This is a genomic window from Desertivirga xinjiangensis (genome assembly GCF_024436435.1).
Classification (GTDB): domain Bacteria; phylum Bacteroidota; class Bacteroidia; order Sphingobacteriales; family Sphingobacteriaceae; genus Desertivirga; species Desertivirga xinjiangensis.
In genome coordinates this window covers 1-16,346 of record NZ_JAFMZP010000004.1, presented here as the reverse complement: position 1 = coordinate 16,346, position 16,346 = coordinate 1, and the positions used below count along the sequence as shown (strand labels likewise).

Annotated in this window: 15 protein-coding genes; 9 read left to right on the top strand and 6 right to left on the bottom strand. The window is 41.0% G+C overall.

Translation table 11 applies throughout. From position 1 onward, the window contains the following. Positions 1-5: 5 nt before the first annotated feature. The 6 genes from J3P37_RS11540 to J3P37_RS11515 all read left to right on the top strand — a co-directional run bounded on the left by J3P37_RS11540 (position 6) and on the right by J3P37_RS11515 (position 5,455). Positions 6-413 carry a hypothetical protein gene (locus J3P37_RS11540; protein WP_256011307.1) on the top strand — a complete coding sequence of 136 codons (408 nt, stop codon included), beginning with the start codon at positions 6-8 and terminating at the stop codon, positions 411-413. Positions 414-516: 103 nt separating this feature from the next. Then, a complete protein-coding gene (locus J3P37_RS11535; protein ID WP_256011305.1) occupies positions 517-1,707 on the top strand; it encodes an aspartate aminotransferase family protein in 1,191 nt (396 codons plus the stop codon). 95 nt (positions 1,708-1,802) lie between these two features. Beyond that, positions 1,803-3,251 (top strand): circularly permuted type 2 ATP-grasp protein, encoded by a 1,449-nt coding sequence (locus tag J3P37_RS11530; protein WP_256011304.1) that lies wholly within the window; start codon positions 1,803-1,805, stop codon positions 3,249-3,251. A 14-nt stretch (positions 3,252-3,265) separates the two neighbouring features. Further along, positions 3,266-4,201, top strand: a complete 936-nt coding sequence (locus tag J3P37_RS11525; RefSeq protein ID WP_256011303.1) for an alpha-E domain-containing protein — start codon at positions 3,266-3,268, stop codon at positions 4,199-4,201. 12 nt (positions 4,202-4,213) lie between these two features. Continuing rightward, positions 4,214-5,170 carry a transglutaminase family protein gene (locus J3P37_RS11520; RefSeq protein ID WP_256011302.1) on the top strand — a complete coding sequence of 319 codons (957 nt, stop codon included), beginning with the start codon at positions 4,214-4,216 and terminating at the stop codon, positions 5,168-5,170. 72 nt (positions 5,171-5,242) lie between these two features. Then, a complete protein-coding gene (locus tag J3P37_RS11515; RefSeq protein ID WP_256011300.1) occupies positions 5,243-5,455 on the top strand; it encodes a hypothetical protein in 213 nt (70 codons plus the stop codon). A gap of 39 nt (positions 5,456-5,494) precedes the next feature. Here J3P37_RS11515 and J3P37_RS11510 read toward each other — a convergent pair whose 3' ends face one another. The 6 genes from J3P37_RS11510 to uvrA form a co-directional block, all read right to left on the bottom strand. Then, positions 5,495-6,478: an acyl-ACP desaturase gene (locus tag J3P37_RS11510; protein WP_256011299.1), complete on the bottom strand. Its 984-nt coding sequence runs from the start codon at positions 6,476-6,478 to the stop codon at positions 5,495-5,497. Positions 6,479-6,558: 80 nt separating this feature from the next. After that, on the bottom strand, positions 6,559-6,744 hold the full coding sequence (locus J3P37_RS11505) for a DUF551 domain-containing protein (protein ID WP_256011298.1): 186 nt from the start codon (positions 6,742-6,744) through the stop codon (positions 6,559-6,561). A gap of 424 nt (positions 6,745-7,168) precedes the next feature. Then, the gene (locus J3P37_RS11500; RefSeq protein ID WP_256011297.1) at positions 7,169-7,702 is read right to left on the bottom strand and encodes a YceI family protein; all 534 of its coding nucleotides are present in this window, start codon (positions 7,700-7,702) and stop codon (positions 7,169-7,171) included. Between the two features lie 570 nt (positions 7,703-8,272). Next, a complete protein-coding gene (locus J3P37_RS11495; RefSeq protein WP_256011296.1) occupies positions 8,273-8,704 on the bottom strand; it encodes an OsmC family protein in 432 nt (143 codons plus the stop codon). A gap of 44 nt (positions 8,705-8,748) precedes the next feature. After that, a complete protein-coding gene (locus J3P37_RS11490; protein WP_256011295.1) occupies positions 8,749-9,918 on the bottom strand; it encodes a trans-sulfuration enzyme family protein in 1,170 nt (389 codons plus the stop codon). 128 nt (positions 9,919-10,046) lie between these two features. After that, entirely contained in the window at positions 10,047-12,848 is a 2,802-nt protein-coding gene (gene uvrA, locus J3P37_RS11485; RefSeq protein ID WP_256011294.1) for an excinuclease ABC subunit UvrA, read from the bottom strand. Positions 12,849-13,109: 261 nt separating this feature from the next. Between uvrA and J3P37_RS11480 the strand changes: the two genes are divergently transcribed. The 3 genes from J3P37_RS11480 (at position 13,110) to recA (ending at position 15,929) form a co-directional block, all read left to right on the top strand. Continuing rightward, complete coding sequence (locus J3P37_RS11480) at positions 13,110-13,724, top strand: RNA polymerase sigma factor (protein ID WP_256011290.1); 615 nt, start codon at positions 13,110-13,112, stop codon at positions 13,722-13,724. 349 nt (positions 13,725-14,073) lie between these two features. Next, positions 14,074-14,829 carry an endonuclease III gene (gene nth, locus J3P37_RS11475; RefSeq protein WP_256011288.1) on the top strand — a complete coding sequence of 252 codons (756 nt, stop codon included), beginning with the start codon at positions 14,074-14,076 and terminating at the stop codon, positions 14,827-14,829. A gap of 92 nt (positions 14,830-14,921) precedes the next feature. Beyond that, positions 14,922-15,929, top strand: coding sequence for a recombinase RecA (recA, locus tag J3P37_RS11470; RefSeq protein ID WP_256011287.1), 1,008 nt, complete (start codon positions 14,922-14,924; stop codon positions 15,927-15,929). Positions 15,930-16,346: the final 417 nt, after the last annotated feature.

Genomic DNA, 16,346 nt, shown 5'->3' with positions numbered 1-16,346 from the left:
ATTTGATGAAGAAGTGGATTTTTAAATTACTAATTATACTTGGCCTGAGCTCAACCGCTATGGCCCAGCAAAGCAAGCAAATCGATGCTGTAAAGGTTGAATTTTTAACGAAAAAATTAGATCTGAGCCCTGAGGAGGCACAACGGTTCTGGCCCGTATTTAACAAGTATCAGAAAGAAATAAAACAGGTGATCAGCCAAAGACGGGCAGAGCGGATGTCATTTAAGAACTCCGGGGGAGCACCTGTAGATGAGATTAAATACGAATCTCTGATCCTAGAAATAAGAAAACGATACAATAAGGATTTCCTGCAGGTATTACCTGCACAAAAAGTAGCAATGATATATCCTGCCGAGCGTGAATTTAGAGAGAAACTAATTAAAGAGCTCGGTGAAAGACGGCACAAGCAGTAAAAATCGTTAGTTCAATAGCCCCTGACTTTTGGGGCTTTTTATTTAATGCTAATTCTTAAATTCGGCTATACTCAGTATAGCCTTTAATATTTACAAAGATCACATGCTTAGTCTCCGACAATTATTCCTGTTAAACAATGCACAAACATCAAATTCGCCCCGGCTCCTTGAAATTGAGAGAGCCGAAGGCTTATACATGTATGATTCCTCAGGTAAGGCTTACGTAGACTTTGTATCCGGCTTTGCTGTGAGTAATGTTGGACATCGCCATCCAAAAGTAGTACAGGCTATCAAAGATCAGGTCGACAAATACATGCACCTTGCAGTGTATGGCGAATACGTACAGGCACCACAGGTATTGTTTGCGAAAAAACTTGTCAGTGTTCTACCCGATAGCCTAAACTCGGTGTATTTTGTAAATTCTGGTGCCGAGGCCACAGAAGGCGCTTTGAAACTAGCGAAACGATTTACCGGCAGGCAAGAGATCATCTCATGCAATAATGCCTACCACGGCAGTACACACGGTGCCCTGAGTGTGATGGGTAATGAATACTACAAGAAAGCTTACCGCCCCTTATTGCCAAACGTTAACTTTATCGAATATAATAACATTGGCGACCTTCAAGGCATCACACAGGACACTGCCTGCGTAATCATCGAGAGCATCCAGGGAGAAGCAGGAGTAATTGTACCAACTCACGATTACCTACGTACGCTTCAAAAACGTTGTGATGAAACGGGCACCTTGTTAATAATGGATGAAATCCAGACAGGCTTCGGTCGTACAGGAAAATTATTCGCCTTTGAACACTACGGTATCATTCCTGATATCTTACTTTTAGCAAAAGGGATCGGAGGAGGAATGCCCCTCGGAGCATTCATCGCAGGCCGGAAGATCATGGATTCCATAAAAGACAATCCAATACTTGGCCATATAACAACTTTTGGCGGGCACCCCGTAACATGTGCTGCTGGTATGGCCACATTAGAAGCGATACTCGAGGAAAATATGATGGCTGAAGTTCCTTCTAAAGAAGCTCTGTTCAGACAATTGTTAAAGCATCCCCTTATTAAAGAGGTTAGAGGTATGGGATTGATGCTCGCAATTCAACTGGAATCCTTTCCACAGGTGGAAGCTGTAAGCAAAACCTGCGTAGAAAACGGAGTTATTGTCGACTGGTTTTTACATTGCGATACAGCTATCAGGATCGCTCCACCATTGATCATCACAGAACAGGAAATCAAAAAGTACTGCCAAACTATAATCAATGCAATAGAACTACACAAAAACTAACTTATTTTTATAATTTTCTAAAGATAAACTCATTTTTTTATAAATTACCCGAAGTATTTATACTATATCTACAAAAAGCTTAAAAAACAGGAAAGATGAGTAGCAATTTTTTAGAAAGTTACCTCCCAGAAAGCAACACCTGGGATGAGATGTTCACCCAGGAACACCAAATACGCTCACCTTACAAGAAAATAATCGATTATCTGGCGAATGAATCGGCCGACGACCTTAATAAAAAAGAAGAATTAGCCAAAAGACTCTTTATGAGTCAGGGTATTACATTTACCGTATACAACAGTGGAGAAGGTATCGAAAAGATCTTTCCTTTTGATATTATTCCCCGCATTCTTACTGCGAGCGACTGGAGTTTCATTGAAAAAGGAATAAAGCAACGGCTAAAAGCATTAAATTTCTTCCTGAAAGACATTTACAGCAACATGTTTATCATAAAGGACAGGGTCATTCCAATTGAAATGATCTATTCATGTCCGCACTTCTTAAGGGAAATGTTTAATGTTTCTGTTCCTTATGATATCTACGTTCATATTGCTGGGATTGACTTGATAAGAGATTTTGACGGCACTTATTACGTTCTGGAAGACAATCTCCGCACGCCTTCAGGGGTAAGTTATATGCTTGAGAACAGGGAAATTACTAAACGCTTGTTCCCCGATCTTTTACCTCAGTGCAAAGTACGAAGCGTGACAGAGTATCCGAACATCCTATACAAAAACCTGATGTCTCTGTCTCCCAGACAAATCTCAAATCCGACAATCGTACTGTTAAGCCCCGGCATTTACAACTCAGCATATTTTGAACACACTACCCTGGCCAGGTTAATGGGTGTTGAATTGGTCGAAGGAAAAGACTTACTTGTTGACAACCACAAAGTATTTATGAAGACAACTAATGGTCGCCAGCAGGTCGATGTTATCTATCGCCGTGTAGATGATGAGTACCTTGATCCCCTGGTCTTTAATCCAGAAAGCGTACTTGGTGTTGCCGGTATAATGAGCGCTTACCGCAAGGGTAATGTAGCTATCGTAAATGCCGTTGGAAACGGAGTTGCAGACGACAAAGCAATATATTCATATGTCCCTCAGATGATTAAATATTATCTGAATGAAGAACCTTTATTAAAAAATGTGCCCACCTACAAGCTGGATGACCCTGAACATAAAGACTATGTTTTTAATAACATAGACAAAATGGTGATCAAAAAAACCAATGGCAGCGGTGGATATGGTATGCTTATGGGTTACAACGCTACCGATCTTGAGATCGACACATACAAGGCAGAGGTACTGAAAGACCCAAGACAATTTATTGCTCAACCAACAATCAGCCTTTCTGCAGCACCTTGTTATTTGAATAAACAACTTCACCCGAGACGTATCGACCTGAGGCCCTTTGCGTTATGCGGACCTAATGGCATTGAGATTGTACCTGGCGGCCTCACCCGGGTTGCGCTAAAAGAAGGCTCATTGGTTGTCAACAGTTCACAAGGAGGTGGCAGCAAGGACACCTGGGTTTTAGCATCTTAAATTAAACAACAATAATGTTAAGCAGAGTAGCAGCAAATCTGTATTGGCTCAGTCGCTATGTTGAGCGCAGCGACGGTATTTTAAGAATGCTTAAAATATATTACGCATCGTCGCAGGATTCCATTCAGGAGTTTTCATGGCGTCCGGTTATTAAGATCTATACGGGACTGGATGAAAATTATGTCAAACAAATAGAATTTAACAGTCGTGAGGTTCTCTCCTACCTCGTTGCAGGCAAGGAAAACGCCAATTCGATTACTAATATCATCACCCTTGCCAGGGAAAACGCCCGAAGCGTTCAGGATCACATAACAAAGGATTTATGGCAATGCCTCAATGAATATTACCATCTGGTGAAAGACCAGCGTCTCATTTCAACATTGAGAAAAGATGACCCGATATCAGCCTTAGACATCCTGATAAAACAGGTAATGCTGTACTATGGCACTGCAGAAGTAACCATGGAGCGAGGAGAACGCAGAAGTTTCATGAATATTGGCAAATACCTCGAACGCAGCATACAGTCAATTGATATTCTGGATAGCAAATTCAGCACGATCGACAATGGGCCAGATTTACTCACAGATACAACCTATTGGAAACACTTGTTATTGTCTATAGGAGGCTACGAACTTTACCTGAAAACCTACCGCCAGGGCTTTGAAGCCGAGAACGTACTCGAAATGGTGGTTCTTAACCACGACTTTCCCCGGTCTGTATTATATTCGGTTGGTCAGATAAGCCGCTATCTTGACAGATTAAAGATCAATAACACTATTACTGAAGTTAAGGAACTTTCTTTTTTAGTAGGCAGGTTACATAGCCGGATAAAATACAGCACCATAGAAACAATACAGGAAGAAGGCTTGCACAACTATCTATATTCAGTTAAAAAAGAACTATATGCAATTGGCAATGCTGTCAACATCCAATATTTTGCATATTCGTAGCAAACAATCAACATGCCTCAGTTCAAAATTAAACATATCACAAAATACACTTACAAAGGGTTAGTGAGGGATAGTGCAAATCAAATCATTCTATTTCCCATTAAAGATGAGCACCAGGAAGTATTAGACCATGAACTGAAAATCACTGGCGACCCGCATGTAGATGTGTACCGCGACTATTATGGAAATGAAGTTGGAAGTTTCACTAATTGTGAGCCTCACACAGAGCTGGTTATTTATTCCAAAATCCTTGTAAATACCAGTCCCAGGGCCCTGCCAATAGACGACTTCTTTGCACTCCATCACTGGGATGAGCTGACAAAGGTAAAACATCAAATTCCTTATGTGGATTATTTAAAGCAGGAATCCTTCGAAGGATTCGATGAACTCAGAACGGTAATTGAAAAAGAAAAGACTGCCAATGAAACACCTTATGCTGTCGCTGGACGATTCAATCAATACGTTTTTAACAACTTCAAATATATCCCGGGAATCACTACAGTAGAAAGCACCCTCGACGAAGTTTGGAATTTAAAAGCCGGTGTTTGCCAGGACTTTGCTCACATTCTCCTTGTAATGCTTAGATCGATAAATATACCTGCCCGTTATGTAAGCGGTTATATATGTCCCCATAAAAATGGCATGAGAGGTGAAGGAGCCACCCATGCATGGGTTGAAGCATATATCCCCACTTACGGATGGTTGGGTTTAGACCCAACCAACAACTGCATTGCAACTGAAACCCATGTGCGCCTTGCGGTAGGACGTAATTTTTCGGATTGTTCGCCAGTAAAAGGTGTGTACAAAGGCGCTGCGGAACATAAACTGGAAGTATCCGTCACCGTATCATACGAAAACGAGGAAGAGGAAAAGATAGATGCCGAAATAATTCCGGTAACATTGCCCGAAACTGCGATTCCCTTAAACAGCTTTCAGCAATATTTAGAAATGCAGCAGCAACAACAATAAATACCTGATATGATTTGAGGTGAACAAAACACTTATTCAGCAGTTTAATAAGTACATAAACATTGAAAAATCATGTCAGAATCATCAAAATCGAAACCGGTAGAAAATAAGAAAGAGAAGGAGGACAAATCAAAATCTGTTCTTAAAACCCAAGATTTCATAACAGACAATGCAAATATAAATGGTATAAATCCTAATCCTACTGAAAGTGGTAACTCTCCCGAATGGGATAAAGGGATCGAAGAGAGTGAAGATTACAGATCAGACGCTAAGAAAGACAAGTAAAAATAAAAGGGAGCAATTTTGCTCCCCTTTTATTTTTACCTACATAGCATGTATCCACGCAAACTTATACTCCAGCCCCGGATCTTTCATCCGGTCAGCTATCCTTGTCAAACGCCCAGGAAGTTTCATTATATAATCTCTGGCCTTTTCACCGGCGTCGGTTAAGTCTGTAACCTGTTCGATGTTCCAGCTCTTAATTAAATCTTGCAGGATATCTACATAGTCAACAGCAGTATACACCCCCAGACGTTGTGCCGCATCTGCAAAGTGACTGAAAGTATCACCAGCCTTTTTTCCAATTTCACGCAGGAAGTGCGCAGGCATAACGATTTTTTTACGCATCATATCTTCGAAAGCGATCATAGCTTCGCTCTGATCAACCTTAAAGATCTGTGAGATAAAATCCGTATAAGCTTTAGCGTGCCTGGCCTCATCTGATGCTATAACACCGCACATTTTAGAAAGTAAGGTATCGCCATTCTTTTTAGCCAAAGAAGCTACTCTGCGATGTGATATATTTGTTGCCAGCTCCTGAAAACTGGTATAGATAAAATTCCTGTAAGGGTCTCTGTCTGTACCAATATCAAAACCATCTGCGATGAGGTATTGGGTCGAGATTTCCATCTGACGCATATCCACACGTCCAGACAAATAAAGGTATTTATTAAGCAGATCGCCATGCCGGTTTTCCTCTGCCGTCCAGTACCGAAGCCATTTCATCCAGCCTCCCTCTTCATCTTTAGAAACTCCCTCCACGGTAGCAAGCCATGACTCATAAGTAGGCAAAGCTTCTTCAGTAATTGTATCTCCAATAAGCACAGCTATCAGGTCGTAAGGAAGGTCCTTTGCACATTCCTGTAACTCTTTCACTTCCTCAAAAAAATTATCCTTACTAGAATCAGGCAGAAAGTCGGAAGGTTGCCAGTTAGTATCAATAGACTTAAGGTACGTCTGCATATTATCAAGCATATATTTCTCAATATGCTTCATTACTTCTCGTCGAGCTCCGTAACTTATATTCATGCTGTTATTTAAAAATGCAAAGATAATTATTTTGTTATATGCTATCCGTCAATTTATAACATAACGATAGCGTGAAAAGATTACTTTCCCGGAAATGCCGGCAATTTCATCCAATGCGTAAAATCACTTATATTGACTTTGTCGTCACCAACAATAAACTTGTCAGATATTTCGCTGTAATAGCCAAAGTAAATCTGACCGCCGTCGAACAATAGAACGTCTTCACCTTGTTCGGGTAGTGTATCTTTAATCAGAACCCATTCCATATTATACAAAACTACGCTTTTAATTAATTTCGATCATATTAAAGCTGTTAATCCCCCGCATTTAATGTAAAATATATTTTCTCTCGTATGCTGGCCTAGGCACCATCTGTATTTTAATGTAGTTAAATCCATACACAAAGAGACCTTAAAGCGCCAATCAGCACACAAATATGCTTTGGAACGAGATATGCTAAGTGTTATACACTAAATTAACACTATATGAAAGTTGTAGTTTTAAATACCTCATCAAACTTGGATAAAGAATTAAGGGATCTAATAAAAAACGATTTAAAAGCATTCAAATCGGGCAAAGGTAAATTTTTACGGAATAACCAGAGCAAACTCAATAATTCGGCTCAAATCGCCTGATTCTAAATATAAACATGATCGGTTGAATGATTATTTAACCGACCATGCTTAACGTTTAAGCCTGCTTAGCAAACTGCACGCTTAAAACCAACTTTATATCGTCTCCAACAACTACAGTCCCCGCTTCAGTAATCCCTGACCAAACCAATCCGAACTCGCGACGGCTGATCTTTCCGCTTAATTCAAATCCTGCTTTGGTATTTCCATAAAAATCTCCTGCCACTCCCCCGAACTCGACATCAAGCTCAACCTGCTTAGTTACATCCTTAATGGTTAGATCCCCAACCAGTTTGTAATCAGAACCCTCCTTTTTGAAAGAAGTTGACTTAAAGGACATCTTTGGATATTTTTCAGCATCAAAAAAATCTGCTGATTTAAGATGTGCGTCTCGCTGTTCCTGATTAGTGTCGATACTGTTAACATCAATTGTAAACTCGATCTCTGAATCTGTAAAATCTTCATTAGCTGATACGGCTTTACCGTCAAAGCTTCTAAAATTACCGGTTACGGTTGAGATCACCAGGTGCTTCACCTTGAATTGAATCTCCGAATGTGTTGGGTCTATAACCCAGGTAGTAGTTGTTGCCATATTTTAAGTTTTTATTCAAAGAAATACAAATTGATGTTTAAACATGTAACACTAATGTAAATATGTTAACAGCCTGAATGTTCAATTGTTGCATTTGCATCAAGCAAATATTAGCGTATTCCCACGCTCGGCGCTGTCCTTAGTCTTTAGCCGGGGCTTAAGCGCGCCAGGGACTAAGGATCAACAAATAGAAGAGGGTCTCCGACTCCTCAGGCGTTTTTGTATAGCGCTTTAACCGAGTCAAAGGCTCCATTTTGTGGATCAAGTGGAAAAGTTGGGGGCGGCTAAGCGCATTAGTGCCAAACTTTTTAAAACGGTCGTCATGCCGATCCTGAATCAAGTTCAGGATTCGGCAACTCTTGGACTATAAAGGACATGCTTAAGCAAGAGGTCCTGAAACAAGTTCAGGATGACGAAGGAAGAACATCTTCCAACTTTTCCGCTTGATCCCATTTTGTTTATGAATCCTAAGAGCTCTCCGGAACTCCTAAGGACAGACAAAAGCCCAAATAAAAAAGGGGGATCCATTATGAATCCCCCCTTTTTATCATTACCAAGACAAAAAAAAGCTTACACCAGTTCGGCTGCCTCTGTGATATTAATCGAATAAGTGATTTCAACACCACCGGCAGCCAGCATATCATGCACCGAACAATATTTTTTCACAGCCAGTTCTGTCGCTTTCTCTGCCTTGGCAGGGTCTATATTTCCTTTAAGGTCGAATGTCATATGTATTTTAGTGAAAACGGCAGGTATCTTGTCTGTACGCTCTCCTTCTACCGAAATAGAGATATCTTTGACTTCCTGACGCTGTTTCTTTAAAATCTGCAGTAAGTCAAGTGAACTACAAGAGCCTAAAGCCATTAAAACCAGTTCCATAGGCCTGGCGCCTAAGCCCTGGCCACCAATTTCGGGCGAGCCGTCAATATTTACCTTAACACTTGTCATACCTGATGCCTCAAAATGTACGGCATCATTTACTCTGTTCAATTCTATCTTCATTTGTTTCTACTAGTAAAGCTGCTAAGAGCAACCCAGATGATGGTTTATTTCGAATTATCTAAAGCTTGCCTAACGTCTTCAAGAATATCCTCTGCATCCTCTAATCCTACAGATATGCGAATACTTCCAGGCGCTATACCGATAGCCAAACGTTCGGCGTCATTAAGTTTGGAATGAGTTGTTGATGCAGGATGAGTTGCAATGGACCTGGAGTCTCCCAGATTCGATGTAAATAAGATCATCTTCAGCTCATCAAGAAAGCTTTTAGCCCTGTCAAATCCTCCCTTTACATTAAAGGTAACAATTCCACCGCCTTGTTTCATTTGTTTTTTTGCAAGATCATACTGAGGATGTGAAGGAAGATGCGGATACCTCACCACTTCCACATCAGGATGTTCTTCAAGCATCTCAGCAAGTTTCAACGCGTTACTGCAATGTCGATCCATACGCAAAGTAAGCGTTTCCAGGCTTTTAGAAAGAAGCCATGCATTAAAAGCAGACATAGCAGGCCCCGTATGCCTTATAAAAAACATCAATTCTTTAATCAGTTCAGCTTTGCCGCAAACAATACCACCTAAAACACGTCCCTGTCCGTCCATGTATTTAGTCGCAGAATGCACAACCAAATCAATCCCGTATTGCAAAGGTTTTTGCAAATAAGGTGTCGCAAAGCAGTTATCAACATTAAGAATAATATGAGGATATTTCTTCTTAAATCCACCTAACCATTCAAGGTCTATCAGTTCAAGACCAGGATTGGAAGGTGTTTCCAGAAATATCATTTTGGTTTCAGGAAGAATTGCTGCCTCCCAGGTTTCAGGCTGCGAGGCATCCACATAAGTATAGGTGATCCCCCAACGCGGAAACAACTGATTCAGCAACTGATGCGTAGATCCGAACACCGAACGGCAAGCAATGATATGGTCTCCGCTCCGGAGTAAGCCTGCTAACGAAGCAAATATCCCGGCCATTCCCGATGAGAAAGCGAGACCTGCTTCTGCGCCTTCCAGATTGCAGACCTTATCTATAAATTCTGTTGTATTTGGGTTGGAATAACGCGAATAAATATTTCCGTCCTCTTCATCTGCAAAAATTGCCCTGCCTTGCTCTGCATCATCAAATATGAAACTTGAAGTCAGGTATAAAGGAACTGAATGCTCCCTGTTATGACTTCGCGGAGCCTGGTTACGAATTAATCTGGATTGCTCTTTCATTAGAATTATCTATACTCTGCCCGATATTGAGGCAAAATAGAATGATTATTTAATATCTGCTAAAAATAGTAATATTCCCTGCAGACCACATAATGCTTGTGTCAGAATTCGCCTAAACAACCGGCCACCTATTGCAAATGCTCCTTCAAAAATTTGCCGGTATAAGATCCTTTTTTCTTAGCCAGGTCTTCAGGCAATCCTTCAAATACAAGATTCCCCCCTTTGTCACCCCCCTCAGGACCGATATCGATAACCCAGTCTGCACACTTTATCACATCCATATTATGTTCGATCACCAGAATGCTGTTCCCCAAATCTAATAAGGCAGTGAATGACTTCAGTAATTTTTTTATATCATGAAAATGCAGTCCAGTAGTCGGCTCGTCAAAAATGAACAGAGTTTTGCTACTATTATTTCCCTTAATTAGAAATGAAGCTAATTTAATACGCTGCGCTTCACCTCCAGACAGGGTGTTCGACGACTGGCCTAAATGGACATAGCCCAAACCTACATCTACAAGTGGCTGGATCTTATTAAGGATCTTTGGCTCTTCCGCAAAAAACCCTAAAGCCTCATCGATTGTAAGATCAAGCACCTCAGAAACGTTCTTTTCCTTATATGTTACATCCAGCACATGCTGCTTAAAGCGTTTACCATTACAAGCCTCGCATGGAAGGAAAATATCTGCCATGAACTGCATTTCGATTTTCACTTCTCCTTCCCCCTGGCATACATCACAGCGGCCGCCTTCCACGTTGAATGAAAAAGCGGCGGGTTTTAAACCTGCTGCTTTTGCGGATGCCTGCGAAGCATACAAATTCCTTATCTCATCCCAGGCCTTAACATAAGTTACCGGATTGGAGCGGGACGACCTGCCTATTGGGTTCTGATCCACTAACTCTACCTGCTGGATTTTGCCCGTATCGCCTGTCAGCTCATCATAAGCGCCCGTTTGTTCGCCTGAATAGTTCCCGATAGCTTTTTGTATTGCAGGTTGAAGAATTCGCTTAATTAGGGATGTTTTCCCCGAACCGGAAACGCCCGTAACGCAAGTAAACACATTGAGAGGTACTTTAACATTAATATTTTTTAAGTTATTCTCCCTTGCACCCTTGATTTCTATGCAGTCGTTCCATAAACGCCGTCTTTCTGGGACTTCAATCTTTTCCCGGCCGCTCAGATATTTCCCTGTTAAACTAATTTCGTCCTTTATAATAGAATCATAAACGCCGGTAAATATCAACTCTCCTCCTTGGGTACCTGCTTCGGGGCCAATATCAATCAAATGGTCGGCGGCTTTCATTACTTCCTCTTCATGTTCTACCACTAGTACTGTATTTCCAACATCACGCAACGACTTTAAAACACCTATCAGGCGCTGGGTATCTCTGGGATGCAAGCCAATACTCGGCTCATCCAGTACGTAAACAGAACCCACCAGAGAACTACCTAACGACGTAGCGAGGTTAATGCGCTGTGACTCTCCCCCTGAAAGCGTATTACTTAGGCGATTAAGTGTTAAATAACTCAAGCCAACGTCGTTCAAAAACCTGATCCTGTTTGTTATTTCTATAAGCAGTCGCTTCGCTATTTTAGTATCATTCTCTTTCAAATCAAGCGTCTCGAAAAAACTAAGCGCCGAATCCAGAGGCATCAAAACAATATCGGTAATTGACTTATCAGCTATTTTCACATAAGACGCATCTTTACGTAAACGACTTCCTTTACAATCCGGGCATGTAGTTTTTCCACGATATCGCGATAGCAATACCCGGTACTGAATCTTATAAGTTTGCTCCTCAAGATGCCTGAAGAACGCATCCAATCCGCGGAAATATTTATTACCTGACCAAACAAGCTGCTGTTCCTTTTCAGTCAATTGATTATATGATCGATGAACCGGGAAATCAAATTTTAAGGCATGTTTTAAAAGTTCATCCAGCCATTCACGCATTTTTTCTCCTCTCCAGGGAGCCACTGCGCCGTCATATAGCGATTTGCTTTTATCAGGAATTACCAGGTCTTCATCTATTCCCATTACCTTGCCATACCCCTCACAGCGCCGGCAGGCCCCGTAAGGATTATTGAAGCTGAAAAAGTTGGGATTGGGTTCTTCAAACTTAATCCCGTCAAGTTCGAACCTGTCACAAAAGAAATGGACGTTTCCATTCTCCTCAACAAAGCAGTCCCCTTTACCTTCAAAGAATGCGGTTTGCACAGAATCCGCCATCCGGCTCACCGTTTCTTCCTCCTCATTAACCGAAATCCTGTCTATGATCACCCGCAAGGTTTCAGAATCCAACAGCTTGTCATTCTTTACTGACTCATCCTCCAGCAGATCTTCTATCCTGGAAAGGGTTCCTTTATAATAAACTCTTAAAAACCCCTTCTGAAGAAGCACAGCGAGCTCTTCCTTTAAGGAACGATTATTATGCGGATGCAGCGGACAGAAAACAGTCACAGAGGTATCCTGCCCAAGTGAGCATATAAAATTCACTACGTCTGTTACCGTGTCCCTCTTCACTTCCTTCCCTGAGACCGGAGAAAACGTCTTTCCGATCCTTGAGAACAATAGCTTCAAATAATCATAAATTTCGGTAGATGTTCCTACAGTTGAACGGGGATTACTGGTGATCACTTTTTGTTCAATGGCAATGGCCGGCGCAATTCCTTTGATATAATCAACATCCGGTTTATTCATCCGGCCCATGAACTGACGCGCATAAGACGAGAGACTTTCCACATACCGGCGCTGCCCTTCGGCATACAAAGTGTCAAAAGCCAGTGACGATTTACCCGAACCAGACATTCCTGTAATCACAACCAGCTTATTCTTCGGTATCGCTACATCAATATTCTTCAGGTTATGCACCCGGGCACCTTTTATGATGATATATTTTTGGGGATCTTTTTCTGATTCTATACTCATGAAAACGGACACTTAAACTTATTTAAAACACCTTAAGGTATTAATTCGAAAACAGCACCAACTGTTTTCCTGCAAAAATACCACCAATTAACTCATTATTTTTAAATAAATGTTTGCACATATAAAATTTAGTAATTAAATTTGAGATAACAACACCACACACAACGCACACATTTTTAAACAAAAGGGAATTATAGGAAAAACTCTACTTAATAAATTTTACTAACAATTTTAAAGGGGAATTTACAGAAAGGGAGTCCTATGAATCTTCAAGATAAAAATGATCACGAGCTGGTACATGTGTACATGGCAGGTGCGGAAGCGGGCATAGAAGAGTTGATCCGCAGGCACAAAGCAAAAATTTTCACATCTATCTATATGCTGGTAAAAGACGATTTTCTGGCAGAAGATATTTTTCAAGATACATTCATCAAAGTTATAAACACGCTAAAAGCAGGTAAATATAACGAAGAAGGAAAGTTCTTACCATGGGTGCTTCGAATTGCGCACAACCTGGTTATTGACTATTTCCGTAAGGAAAAGCGCACTCCTATTATTACCAATGGTGATGGGTTCGATATTTTCGATGTTCTTGGGTTTTATGATGAAAGCATTGAGGAAAAAATGGTCCGCGATCAAACTCATAAAGATCTGAAAGCAATGATTCAGCTTTTACCTTCAGAACAGAAGGAGGTATTAATTATGCGGCATTATGGCGACATGAGCTTTAAAGATATCGCAGAGATCACCAATGTAAGTATCAATACAGCGCTGGGCCGAATGCGATATGCCCTTAATAACCTCAGGAAAATGATGGAAGCTAAGGAACTGACCTTGAAGCTCGTAAACAATCCGAAAAAAATTCTTGTGGAATAAAATAATTTCATGCGCAATGCCGTTTTAGATTTATATATCAAAAAACAGCATTGCGTATGATCCAATTTTCTACTCCAGCCTCGCTATTATTCATTGAGAATACTCCTGATGAACCTTCTTGTTCTTTGAACAGCGAAGATGAAATCTTCTTCGCCTTTATTAGAAGCGAATTAAATAACGAAATCAGACAACCGCATCAAAGCACCATTGAGAATATACTAGCTCATTCACGAAACTTATCTCTTTAAGCATCTTACCTCATTCAAATTTGCTACTGAAATTTAGGCTGCCTGGCTCCTCATAAACCTTTTGTAAGCCCCATGCCTGAATTTTACTTCAATTCTTAGTCATGCTAAAAACAGATCGCTTTAAGGCATTTGTTGAGTATTTCTCTACTCATCAGCCTGATGCAAAAACAGAACTTAACTATTCGAATCCCTACGAGCTGCTTGTTGCTGTCATACTTTCGGCACAATGTACAGACAAGCGGATCAATCAAATCACACCTAAACTATTTGAGCAGTATCCAGACGCCTTTTCCTTGTCACAGGCAGAGGTAGAGGACATCTTTCAACTTATAAGATCGGTGAGCTATCCAAACAACAAGGCCCGCCACCTTTCCGGAATGGCCAGGATACTCGTAGAACAGTTTAATGGCGAGGTTCCATCTTCTATGGAAGATCTTCAAAAACTGCCTGGTGTTGGCAGAAAAACAGCCAATGTTATCACCTCCGTTGTATTTGAAGCGCCTGCCATGGCTGTAGACACACACGTTTTCCGTGTCGCCAACCGCTTAGGTTTGACGAGGAACGCCAGTACGCCTCTCGCAGTTGAAAAACAATTGATCGCATACTTACCAAAAGAAACAATCAGGCACGCGCACCATTGGCTAATTTTGCACGGACGCTATATCTGCCTGGCACGCCGCCCGAAGTGCGAGATTTGTCCTATCACCCATTTCTGTAAGTATTATGCTTACCAGCAAACAGCTACAGCGCTCACTCAGGCGGCGATTGCAGAGCGTAAAAAAGAGCGCGAATTAAGTAAGCGTAAAAAAGTGACTAAATTGACGGAGGCATTAAAAAAATTCGAAGTAAAAGAATAATTTTATTTATTCAAATCACCTCAATATTAATTAGCAAAAAATATTAGCATTTTGCTTTATAATTCATAACTTCGTATTAATAAACTAAAAAAATGAGCAACGCAGATAAATTAAAAGCTCTTCAACTGACCCTGGATAAGCTAGAGAAATCATATGGTAAGGGGACTATTATGAAACTTGGTGATAGCGTAGTTGAAGCTGTAGAATCTATATCAACCGGATCCCTTGGTCTTGACATAGCCCTTGGTATAGGCGGTCTTCCTAAAGGCCGTGTCATAGAAATATATGGACCAGAGTCGTCTGGTAAAACAACTTTGGCTATACACGCTATTGCTGAGTGTCAAAAGCAAGGTGGCATTGCTGCATTTATCGACGCAGAACATGCTTTTGATAAGTTCTATGCAAAAAAACTTGGAGTAGATATCGAAAACCTATTGATTTCACAACCAGATAATGGTGAGCAGGCCCTGGAAATCGCCGATAACCTGATCCGCTCCGGAGCAATTGACATTATTGTCATTGACTCAGTGGCAGCATTGGTGCCGAAAAGCGAAATAGAAGGTGAAATGGGCGATTCAAAAATGGGCCTACAGGCACGTTTGATGTCTCAGGCATTACGTAAGCTTACGGGTACTATTTCTAAAACAGGCTGCTGCTGTATATTCATCAACCAATTACGAGAAAAGATCGGTGTAATGTTTGGCAACCCGGAAACAACTACCGGAGGTAACGCCTTGAAATTCTATGCGTCTGTGCGTTTGGACGTACGTCGTATATCCCAGATCAAGGATTCTGATGAAGTATCAGGAAACCGCGTGAAGGTTAAAATAGTTAAGAATAAAGTGGCTCCTCCTTTCCGCCTTGCAGAGTTCGATATTATGTTCGGAGAGGGTATATCCAAAGTGGGAGAAATTATCGATCTTGGAGTAGAATACGAGGTAATTAAGAAATCAGGATCATGGTTCAGTTACGGAGATACTAAGTTAGGCCAGGGCCGCGACGCTGTAAAGCAACTGATCCTCGATAATCCAGATCTGATGGATGAGTTAGAAACAAAGATCAGAGAAATTGTTACTGGCTCTCATCTGGAAGAAGCTTAATAAAGCTCTCCAGCACAAATAATAAAGCCCTGCTCCCAAAGAGCAAGGCTTTATTATTATATTTAAGTAACTAGCCTCCCCATATAAATATTTAGTGCCGTTTTATAAATTAAGGCATCAAGCGTAAAAGTTGGGGGGGCTAAGCATGTTAACGCCTATCGTCATGCCGGATTTATTTCGGCATCTCTTGAACTATGTGCATGATGCCCTGTTTAGGCAAGAGGTTCTGAAACATGTTCAGGATGACAAAGAAATAATGCCCAGAACTTTTCCGCTTGATCCGCGAGCCGCGTGCGCTTATACCAAACTTCTACAGCAATTCCGCCCCAAACAAAAAAGCCCGTTAGTATAACTAACGAGCTTCTGTTTTTAATAAAGATTTGGCACCGACCTACTCTCCCACATGTTACTGCAGTA

Coding starts and splice junctions, on each gene's coding strand:
- J3P37_RS11510 (WP_256011299.1), bottom strand. CDS start 6,478: ATGAATATAAGTTACGGAGCTCGACGAGAAGTAATGAAGCATATTGAG.
- nth (WP_256011288.1), top strand. CDS start 14,074: ATGCTAAAAACAGATCGCTTTAAGGCATTTGTTGAGTATTTCTCTACT.
- J3P37_RS11520 (WP_256011302.1), top strand. CDS start 4,214: ATGCCTCAGTTCAAAATTAAACATATCACAAAATACACTTACAAAGGG.
- uvrA (WP_256011294.1), bottom strand. CDS start 12,848: ATGAGTATAGAATCAGAAAAAGATCCCCAAAAATATATCATCATAAAA.
- J3P37_RS11500 (WP_256011297.1), bottom strand. CDS start 7,702: ATGGCAACAACTACTACCTGGGTTATAGACCCAACACATTCGGAGATT.
- J3P37_RS11480 (WP_256011290.1), top strand. CDS start 13,110: ATGAATCTTCAAGATAAAAATGATCACGAGCTGGTACATGTGTACATG.
- J3P37_RS11505 (WP_256011298.1), bottom strand. CDS start 6,744: ATGGAATGGGTTCTGATTAAAGATACACTACCCGAACAAGGTGAAGAC.
- J3P37_RS11515 (WP_256011300.1), top strand. CDS start 5,243: ATGTCAGAATCATCAAAATCGAAACCGGTAGAAAATAAGAAAGAGAAG.
- J3P37_RS11530 (WP_256011304.1), top strand. CDS start 1,803: ATGAGTAGCAATTTTTTAGAAAGTTACCTCCCAGAAAGCAACACCTGG.
- J3P37_RS11490 (WP_256011295.1), bottom strand. CDS start 9,918: ATGAAAGAGCAATCCAGATTAATTCGTAACCAGGCTCCGCGAAGTCAT.
- J3P37_RS11535 (WP_256011305.1), top strand. CDS start 517: ATGCTTAGTCTCCGACAATTATTCCTGTTAAACAATGCACAAACATCA.
- J3P37_RS11540 (WP_256011307.1), top strand. CDS start 6: ATGAAGAAGTGGATTTTTAAATTACTAATTATACTTGGCCTGAGCTCA.
- J3P37_RS11525 (WP_256011303.1), top strand. CDS start 3,266: ATGTTAAGCAGAGTAGCAGCAAATCTGTATTGGCTCAGTCGCTATGTT.
- recA (WP_256011287.1), top strand. CDS start 14,922: ATGAGCAACGCAGATAAATTAAAAGCTCTTCAACTGACCCTGGATAAG.
- J3P37_RS11495 (WP_256011296.1), bottom strand. CDS start 8,704: ATGAAGATAGAATTGAACAGAGTAAATGATGCCGTACATTTTGAGGCA.